Below are 8,748 nucleotides of genomic sequence, written 5' to 3' on the forward strand. Positions count from 1 at the left end.
TCGCAGCACAGATGACTACTACATGGCGCTGATGTCGGGACGCTGTGATTTCATCCTGTTCTACCGCGATGCCAAGACTGGCCCCTACTCTCGGCAAAGTGAGTTCGAGGTGAAATCTCTGGGCCATGACGAACTGTACTGGGTGGCCACGCCGGCCTTGGCCGCGCATTGCGCGCACACCGACGAACCGATCCCGCTGTTGAGCTACTCGCGCAGTGCGCAATTGCATGAACTGTCGCGCACCCAGATCAACCGCCACCCACAGCCCCAGCGCTTGCGCCAGGTATTCGAAGCCACCGTCTCGGAAGCCCTCAAACCGATGGTGGCCAGCGGTCAAGGGGTGGCGTGCATGCCCCATAGCATGGTCGCGCCGCTGATCGAGCGGCAGGAACTGGTGCGCCTGTACCCCGACATGGAGTCCGACCATCTGGAGGTGATTCTGGTGCGCTGGCGGGATAACCGTAATCCTCATACCGAGGCCTTTTGGCAACGGTTGATCGAGGAGCATTGACGATCCAGAGGGTCTGTGGCTGATATGACTGCCGGGCTAGCCGCTAATGCGCCTGGCAGGGCAGTTTCGCTAAAGTCTTTTGGGGCAATGGATACGACACAGAGGCTGCCGCGGCAATTCTCGATTATGCGCGTGTTGCCATCGTTCTATACTGGGCCAGATCCGTCTTTTGCTCAATTACATACTGAGCTTTACTGGAAGAACGATAATAGCGGAAAAATTGAGCTTTTAATTCAGGTGTTTACAGGACGAAAACAACAGGCGCACTCTGCAATTTAACGGAGCAGCAAGGTGCACTCATTACACTCAGATTTAACTATGTATATCTTCCCTCATGGAATGACGTGCTGATAAAGTCGGTTGAACTCTTGGAACAAATCTATCGCTAGTAGTGTATCGGTAGCAGCTTGGACGTCGTGCTATATGGCTACTTATCACCAACTAGCCTTTCGCAAACGACAGTTTTGGGTCGATTTCTGCCTCTCGCCACCGCCAGCTGTGGGTCGACTTCAGTCGGCCGTATCAGCCCACAAGCGAACCAAAACTGGCCGGTAGTGGTCGCCATGGGTTCAGGCAGATTCAGAGGTCTGCCTCAGAGACTTGATAATAGAGAGACCGGCCATGCTGATAGAATTGGACTAGTTACTCATCACACCCCTCTGAGAAATGGCATGAATGCAGAATTGACGGAAGAAGAGATGCGCCGGGCACTGTTCGGTGGTGCCGAGCCCCTTGCGCAGGTTATTGACTCCCCTGCGCAGGACACCTCGGATGTCGTAATCATCCAGCCGACAAAGGCGGCAGAGAAAAAGAAGGCCACGAAAGCGTTCACGCCCAGGCTGAGGGTCACGCTGCGGGTGGGCAATGAGTTTGAAGGCAAGACGCAAGAGGTGGTCCATGAGGCCGATACGTTGAGCACCCTCTTGGCAGAGCAAGAGGCCACTAGGGCGGCCAGGAAGAAATTCAGGTTTGTGGAAGTGGTTTCGGTCAAACCGATGTAGGGGGATTTCCCGAGGCTCGTGGGTCAGTCATCGAGCCATCTTTTATTTCGCGATTAGCCCGAGCGGCTCTTCGAGCGACGCCGGTCTGATGTGACCGGCTCAAGTCGACCCATAGCTGCCCGTCAGACATCTTCCTTGTCTAGGGAGACGGGGGGCAGTTAACTTCTTGGTGGTCTAACTTTAAGGCTTGGAGGTGTCTACAAAACCAAGCAGATAAACGTCATGGAAGCGATAGCTCTCCAAGCCACGTGCAACTTTTCCCTACATTACTGTCCGGCCTTGAACCAAAAATCCAGATCGCCCCATTCTTCCTTTGCGTCAGGAAGAGCGCAGCCGGCCGGCCTTCATGGCATTCGGGCAATGGTACGGACATAACTGTCACATCACCATTTTTTGCATCGAGCCGAAAAACCAGAATCTGCGCTTCGATAGAACACACGACCAAGAGGTCGTCATTTTCAAGAGCCATCTGCCCTTGATCGCAGGATCTCCAGGTTTTATTCCTCTCCTGCGATATTGACTGCGAAAGCTCCTTGCGCCAGGAGATAGAACCGTCGAAGGAGAGCTTTATGATTTCCAGAGGCTTCGCGCTCTGAGTATCGTCCCAACTCGATAGTACATAAAACGCAGTTCGTGACTTCACCATCGCAACCGTTCCTGAACCACTTCCAGAATGGCTGTTGATGTTTGCTCTAACAGTTTGCCAGCCAATCACGTGTCCCGTGCGGTCAAGACTTAGGACATTCACATCGTCCCAGTATTTTTTGTTGTTGTCCTCGCGCCTACCTGCAATGGTGGCCGCTACGATTTGGTCACCTGCTGCTGAAACAGCCACCCCTTTTCCGAGTCCTAACCTTCGTTGCCACAAGAGCCTGCCCTGAGTCGATACGGCCGCCAGCCAATTTTCAGCACCGTCACGACCCGCGACGACCAATTCGCCTGAGTCGAGCGAGGTCACGCTATTGATGAAGCGAAATCGGATCGAGCTAAAAGAGTATTCCGCAACGATTCGCCCCTGTGGATCGAGCTTTCCGAGATAGGCATCTGCCATCGTTCCGCCGGGGACGTACATTCGCCTGTTTGTTAGACCGGCAAGCCAAAGAGTCTCAGCGGGTCCCTRCACAATTTGCAAGGCCTGCCCTTGAGTTGCTAGCTCAATGATAGATCCAGGGCCTGCTTCGCTGGGCCGCAAGAGAATCGATTGCGATACCCCTTTATTTCCTAACGCCACTATTGAACCGCTGGCGTCGAGCGAGATTCCTCGAATAGCGAGAGCGTCTTGCGTGTCTCTCCCTCCAGGAATAGTTTCTGACCAGAATATTCTCAGCGCTGCACTTCCGGCAGCGGCTTGTTCGAGAGGAATCCCCACCAGTAGAAACGCTGTGAAGGCTATTAGCTTCGCCATGAAATGAAAGGACTCCTGCAAGGCTTGGGTCAAAAGTCGCAAGGAATATTCGACACCTCACGTGAGGTGATAACGCCTTCACAGAACGGAAGCCCATTTGGCTCAATCATTTCCGTCAGCAAACCAAGCATAGCTACTCTTTTCCATCGCTCCGTCCACCGCCTGCTTTTGGCCGATTTCTGCCGGTCATGGCCACAAAGCAAGCTGGTCAAATCCGATGCAATTGGTGGTCAGAACGAATGCAAATGACTGGTCAGGTCGAATGCAAACGGGTGGTCAAGTGGAGTGCAATTTCGCAAAAGTGAACTGGCCAACCGAAAGTGCTGCTGCCTGCGCGACTTTTCTGCGAGATCTGCTGCGATGATCCGCATCGATWCCATCTGGCTCGCCACCGAGCCKATGGACATGCGTGCAGGCACCGAGACTGCGTTGGCCAGGGTGATCGCGGTATTCGGCGCGGCTAAGCCGCACTGTGCTTATCTGTTCGCCAACCGGCGCGCTACTCGTATGAAAGTTCTGGTGCATGACGGTTTCGGCTATCAGCAGAGTACTGGATTACAGCCTGAAACGCTGGGCAGCGCTATCGCGCCACCTTGATGACGGGGCCGTTCCCATTGGCAACAATTGGGCCGAGAATCAGATCCGACCATGGGCTCCTGGACGCAAGAACTGGCTCTTTGCAGGATCTCTACGCAGCGGAAAACGGGCAGCGGCGATCATGAGTTTGATCCAGTCTGCAAGGCTCAATGGCCATGATCCGTACGTGTATCAGCCCGCTTTTTTTCCATCGATTTGCTGCTTGAATGCTTCAAGTGCCGAAACGATCAGTGGGCGGATCGTTGGATCATTTGCGATAGTCTCTGCACTCAATTGCGTGGAAAGCAAATTTACGGATATTGATGCTTGCTCCACGATACAAGCCGACATTGTTTCCAGAACCAGCCGCAGTGCCGCCTGCGCGTGCGAAGCCCGAGGTGAAGCGTTGAAAAGAGCAACGGGTTTACCTGGGAACTCCTCAGAGCTAACGAGCCAGTCCAGCATATTCTTGAATGAGCCGGGAATTCCGCGAGCGTACTCAGKGCAAGAGATCAGAACGCCGTCCGCGTGGGCGATACTCAAGCGTAAGCCCATGATGGATTCAGGAGGATTTTCCGTGAAATCCGGGTTGAAATGAGGTAACTGGCCAACCTCGTGATAATGCGCTATCGACAGCCCTTTGGGACAGAGAACCTCAGCTGCACGCAACAGCACTGAGTTGGAGGAGGCCTCACGAAGACTCCCTGAAACCGCAAGCAAACGCACCATGTCAACACGCTCCCTGATTTGTAGGGCGGGGAGTGTCGCATGAGGGCCACTTACTGCACCATCATCGGCCCAGCCACCGGAGTCAATCCCGTGCCTTGGTTTCTGGGCGATGACCAGATGGCTTTGCCAGACGCTTGTGTCGCAAGGTCACCCTACCCCCGGGATTAGCTATCAGGTAGGCAACGATGCGGTGGGACACCGCACGTTCACCACCAGCGGTGCGAGGTGTTCGTCATGGATCAAGCCAGGGCGACAGCGATGCAATCAGTGCGATCCGAATCGAATTACCCCTTTTGGCGGTGAATTCTCAATACCGGTATCCCGCTTTTCTTCATACGCCGGATCGGGATGGGATGAGGACGACTAAATCTGTATCGCCTATGTCGACATCAGCCTGTGAAAGCAGCGTAGTAACCTGGCCACGGTGATGGGTCTGATGGTTGAAGAAATGCATCACCAGACCGTAAAAGTCCTTGTCGGACACGACACCCTTCAAGCTGGCGTAATGGAGGGTGTGGTCCAGATCGGACTCTGTAATAGAGCTGGCCCATTCGACGATTATCTGATCAAGCCTCTCTCGATACACTGAGAGTTCTCGAATAGTAGAGAACAACGCCTGGTCAAGGTTTTTCGGATCAGGAAGTCGCCTCACCGGCTCCAATGCCGAGTGGTTCGCTGGATGTTTGGCGAATCGCTTTAGCCACACGGTGTCTCCGGCTGCCACGTGGTTTAGCGTCCCGAGAATCGACCTGAAGAATGCTTTTCTATCAGCTGAGAGCTCATCATCGGACAAGCACCTGGCCGCTCCATGGATCTTTTCGTTCATCCATTTGTTATAGGTCGCCATCAGGCAGATATGGCCGGTACGGCTCATGTGCTCATCCTTTGAGTGGGTATTTGACAAGCGCTCCACGCTCATCGCAAAACCCAGTCTATTGCACGGTGACCCGTACGCGGTAGAGGTCGTTATTGCTCCGATACTCGCGGGTCGCCCCCCAAGAGGTAACCTTCGACATTTTCCATGGACAGGGCTTCGAGCAACACCTGCTCCAGGATGGCAAAAAAACATTTGATGTGGGCCTGCTTCAATGCCTGAGGCCGGGTCACCAGATAGACCTCCATATCTGGAAGGTGGAGATCCGGGAACAACCCGATCAGATCCTTCGCCAGTATACGGGGCAGTACGGCCACCCCCATACCTCGCCTCACCGATTCGAGCTGCACGGCGAACGAATTCACGCTGATCTGCGCGCGGTCCAGACCACCGGCCTTTGCCGCACGCATTTGCGGCAACATGTCCAGCGGGGGAAGCAAGGCAACATTGACCGCAGTGGCCGGGGTCACCCCTGGAAACCGCTTCAGATAACCTGCATCAGCGAAGACACCGTAGGCGAGCCGGCCTATTGGTCGATAAATCAGCGACGGCTCACCCAGATGAGCCGTACGTACAGCAATGTCTGCCACGCCGCGGACGATCTTGTGAAAGTCGGCTGTGACCATCAGCTCCACCGAGCAACGCGGGTGCAGAGAAGTGAAGCGACCCGCGGCCTCCAGCACACAAGACGAGAACCCCTCTCCTGCACTGACCAGGACACTGCCAGATAGCTCTGTGTGTAGCTCGGATATGCCAGCAGCGGTTTGACGCCTCAAGCCCGCTTCCGCCGCCAGGGCAACTTCCACGAGGGATTGGCCCCGCGAGGTCAACCAGCATCCTTCAACGCCCCGCTCGACGAGTGGCTCGCCCAGTGCGACCTCAAGTTGGGTCAGGCGGCGGGACACGGTAGACGCCGCGATACCCAGCAACTGGCCAGCTTGAAGGAAGCTGCCACGCCGCGAGACTGCCAACAGCAGACGAAGATCGTCCCAATTTGCTTGCAACGCCATGCGTCCTGTCCTCCCTGGTCTGCATATGTGCAAATCCATTATGCAGTAGTCGCTGTTTTTCGGGGGAGGCCTCAAAGGTATATCTACAGACCCTCGACACGAATGGAATGGACTGTAATGACTACTGGCCCCAACGACTATGCGGAACGCGCCTCAAGAGCCTTCAATCGCCGTGATGTGGAGGCGATGCTTGCGTTGGTTTGCGAAGACTTCATCTACCTCGATGGTATGGGGATTCAAACCGGTCGCGACGCCATGCGCAAACGAGAGACTGCGCTGTTCGAAGCGTTCCCTGATGCCCAAGTGACCTTCACCCCATTCATGGTCGCTGGCGATCTTCTGGCGCTAACTGCCAAACTGACTGGCACCTTCGCCGCACCCTTGGTGCTGCCAGGCCGGGTGATTGCACCCCATGGACGCCATATTACCGTGCACTACGCCGCACACTTCACCTTCAGAAACGGGCTGGCCATCCGTGAAGAGGTCTTCTTCGACAGTGCGGTGTTGATGCCGTCAGCCGAACAGGGTGAGGGTTGAACCATGCGCAGCGCATTCGTTACTGGAGCAACCGGCTTGCTGGGCAACAACCTGGTGCGTGAATTGGTCGCTCGTGGCTACACGGTCAAAGGCCTGGTCCGCTCAAGAGCCAAAGGTGAACAGCAGTTCAACAATCTGCCGGGGGTGGAGCTGGTCGTGGGTGACATGGCCGATGTCGACGCATTCGCAGCATCGCTGCAAGGTTGCGATACGGTGTTTCACACCGCGGCGTTCTTTCGCGATAACTACAAGGGTGGCAGCCACTGGAAAGAACTCGAAAAGATCAACGTGTCTGGTACGCGGCGCCTGCTTAACCAGGCCTACCGCGCCGGTATACGACGGTTCATCCATACGTCTTCCATTGCCGTGCTCGACGGCGCACCTGGCTCGTCCATCGATGAGACATGTCTGCGGGCCGATGCCGACGCGGATGACTACTACCGCAGCAAGATCCTCGCCGACCGTGTCGTCTTGTCGTTCCTGGAGGCACATCCCGAGATGCATGCCTGCATGGTCCTGCCCGGTTGGATGTGGGGTCCTGCCGACATTGGCCCGACCTCTTCGGGACAATTGGTCAACGATGTCGTGAACGGCAAGTTGCCTGGGCTGATCCCTGGCACCTTCTCCGTTGTCGATGCCCGAGATGTGGCAGGGGCGCTGATTGCTGCCGCCAAACAGGGCCGACGAGGTGAGCGCTATCTCGCGGCGGGTCGGCATATGACGATGCGTCAGCTGGTACCTGTTCTAGGACGTATCGCGGGCGTCAAGACACCCGTTCGACAACTACCGCTGCCCTTTCTATACACCTTGGCGGCTGTGCAGGAGATCTATGCGCGCCTTACCGGCAAGCCCATTCTGCTGAGCATGGCCACGTTGCGCCTGTTGGTACGAGAGAAGGACCGCACCTGTTTCAACCACCGCAAGAGTGAACAAGAGCTTGGCCTGAGTTTCCGGGCGCTAGAGCTGACAATCACTGATACCGTGGCTTGGTACCGCGATCACGGCTGGTTTGAAAAGCACAGTGCGCGTGCCTCGAAGAAAAAAAGCTCATCCGTCATGGTCGACAACTGACTTTCGCAGACGGGATTTCCGTCTAGTCCCAAAGCCGATAGTCTCGAGCCWCATTGTGCGGTTTGATGCTGGCACGCGAGGCGTACCTGGAGTTCCCGAAACCGCACTTCCTGGTCATTTACCACATGGAAGAACAAGGACGTAAATTTGTGAACAGGGAAATAATCCTGATGCGTCACGGCCAGCCAAAACTGGCCGCAACCGACAAAATCTCAGCGCTCGAGATGAAAGACTGGATCGAGCAATACGATCGATCCGAAATTACCCACCACCCGGTCCCGCATGCCAGCATGCAACTTGCCGCAACCGCCACGGTGATTGTTTCAAGCAGCGCGCCTCGTGCGCTGACCTCCCTCCAGGCGCTCGGCCTGAAGCCTGCACTGGTCGACGCACTTTTCTGCGAAGCACAACTACCTTGTGGTCATTGGAAACGGCCACGGTTATCGCCGTTTACCTGGGCATTTATCCTTCGAGTCTTATGGCTGTGCGGTTACTCACGCAACGTCGAATCCGCCGGCACTGCGAGGATGCGCGCCAGTGTGGCAGCCAAACGATTGCAGTCCCTTGCCAGCGATGGACCGGTTCTGCTGCTCGGTCACGGCTTTATGAATCGAATGATCGCCAATCAACTGGTGGCCGACGGATGGGCTCRCCAAAAACGTAACGGMAGTCAGTACTGGAGTGCGACCGTGTATCAGTACGATGGTGTGTAAGAGGCGGCAGATGGTCGGCGAACCTGGCCATCATGACGTGGGCTAGCAGACCCGCTGTCGGGAGGCCCTTGTCGATGACCTGCGCGGTACCGGCGCCTGTATATCGAAAGGAGCAGCGCGGCCATTAGTTTTCATTGATAATCGGCACGCTGCAGCTGCATTAAGGGACGATTCATTCAAGGGAGAGAAGTCGTGTCAGCCACATCTGGAAACAGCAACATTTTTCGCCTGGCAACCGCCCAGGCATTGGCGGGTGGTAACTCAGTCATCGTCTACGCAACCGGCGCTATCGTGGGAGACATGCTTGCACCGGATAAAGCA

The 8,748-nt window shown here is 55.7% G+C and carries 10 protein-coding genes and 1 pseudogene; 7 read left to right on the forward strand and 4 right to left on the reverse strand.

Features of this window, described 5'->3' with window-relative positions:
- Together AC1DVH_RS22145 and AC1DVH_RS22150 are read left to right on the forward strand one after the other, a co-directional pair.
- Window positions 1-511, forward strand: a 511-nt coding sequence (locus tag AC1DVH_RS22145) for a substrate-binding domain-containing protein (protein ID WP_477755609.1), incomplete at its 5' end; no start/stop codon positions are given.
- 671 nt (window positions 512-1,182) lie between these two features.
- Entirely contained in the window at window positions 1,183-1,512 is a 330-nt protein-coding gene (locus tag AC1DVH_RS22150) for a hypothetical protein (protein WP_477755610.1), read from the forward strand.
- 220 nt (window positions 1,513-1,732) lie between these two features.
- On the opposite strand, the gene AC1DVH_RS22155 is transcribed toward AC1DVH_RS22150, so the two are convergent.
- Complete coding sequence (locus AC1DVH_RS22155; RefSeq protein ID WP_477755611.1) at window positions 1,733-2,917, reverse strand: hypothetical protein; 1,185 nt, start codon at window positions 2,915-2,917, stop codon at window positions 1,733-1,735.
- Between the two features lie 405 nt (window positions 2,918-3,322).
- Between AC1DVH_RS22155 and tnpB the strand changes: the two genes are divergently transcribed.
- The gene (gene tnpB, locus AC1DVH_RS22160) at window positions 3,323-3,514 is read left to right on the forward strand and encodes an IS66 family insertion sequence element accessory protein TnpB (protein WP_477755617.1); all 192 of its coding nucleotides are present in this window, start codon (window positions 3,323-3,325) and stop codon (window positions 3,512-3,514) included.
- A pseudogene (locus AC1DVH_RS22165) lies at window positions 3,468-3,686 on the forward strand (IS66 family transposase); the annotation flags it as partial. The gene tnpB and the pseudogene AC1DVH_RS22165, both read left to right, overlap by 47 nt.
- Here the strand turns inward: AC1DVH_RS22165 and AC1DVH_RS22170 are convergent.
- The 3 genes from AC1DVH_RS22170 to AC1DVH_RS22180 form a co-directional block, all read right to left on the reverse strand.
- Window positions 3,686-4,222: an NADPH-dependent FMN reductase gene (locus AC1DVH_RS22170; protein ID WP_477755612.1), complete on the reverse strand. Its 537-nt coding sequence runs from the start codon at window positions 4,220-4,222 to the stop codon at window positions 3,686-3,688. The pseudogene AC1DVH_RS22165 and the gene AC1DVH_RS22170 overlap by 1 nt on opposite strands.
- A 331-nt stretch (window positions 4,223-4,553) precedes the next feature.
- The gene (locus AC1DVH_RS22175) at window positions 4,554-5,096 is read right to left on the reverse strand and encodes a DinB family protein (protein ID WP_477755613.1); all 543 of its coding nucleotides are present in this window, start codon (window positions 5,094-5,096) and stop codon (window positions 4,554-4,556) included.
- Window positions 5,097-5,188: 92 nt separating this feature from the next.
- Window positions 5,189-6,106 carry a LysR family transcriptional regulator gene (locus AC1DVH_RS22180; RefSeq protein WP_477755614.1) on the reverse strand — a complete coding sequence of 306 codons (918 nt, stop codon included), beginning with the start codon at window positions 6,104-6,106 and terminating at the stop codon, window positions 5,189-5,191.
- Window positions 6,107-6,223: 117 nt separating this feature from the next.
- Between AC1DVH_RS22180 and AC1DVH_RS22185 the strand changes: the two genes are divergently transcribed.
- The 3 genes from AC1DVH_RS22185 to AC1DVH_RS22195 all read left to right on the forward strand — a co-directional run bounded on the left by AC1DVH_RS22185 (window position 6,224) and on the right by AC1DVH_RS22195 (window position 8,427).
- Entirely contained in the window at window positions 6,224-6,643 is a 420-nt protein-coding gene (locus AC1DVH_RS22185; protein WP_477755615.1) for an ester cyclase, read from the forward strand.
- A 3-nt stretch (window positions 6,644-6,646) separates the two neighbouring features.
- Window positions 6,647-7,714, forward strand: coding sequence for an SDR family oxidoreductase (locus AC1DVH_RS22190; RefSeq protein ID WP_477755616.1), 1,068 nt, complete (start codon window positions 6,647-6,649; stop codon window positions 7,712-7,714).
- Window positions 7,715-7,884: 170 nt separating this feature from the next.
- The gene (locus AC1DVH_RS22195; protein ID WP_477755618.1) at window positions 7,885-8,427 is read left to right on the forward strand and encodes a histidine phosphatase family protein; all 543 of its coding nucleotides are present in this window, start codon (window positions 7,885-7,887) and stop codon (window positions 8,425-8,427) included.
- Window positions 8,428-8,748 lie beyond the last annotated feature (321 nt).

The organism is Pseudomonas sp. P4_C3, assembly GCF_056402075.1.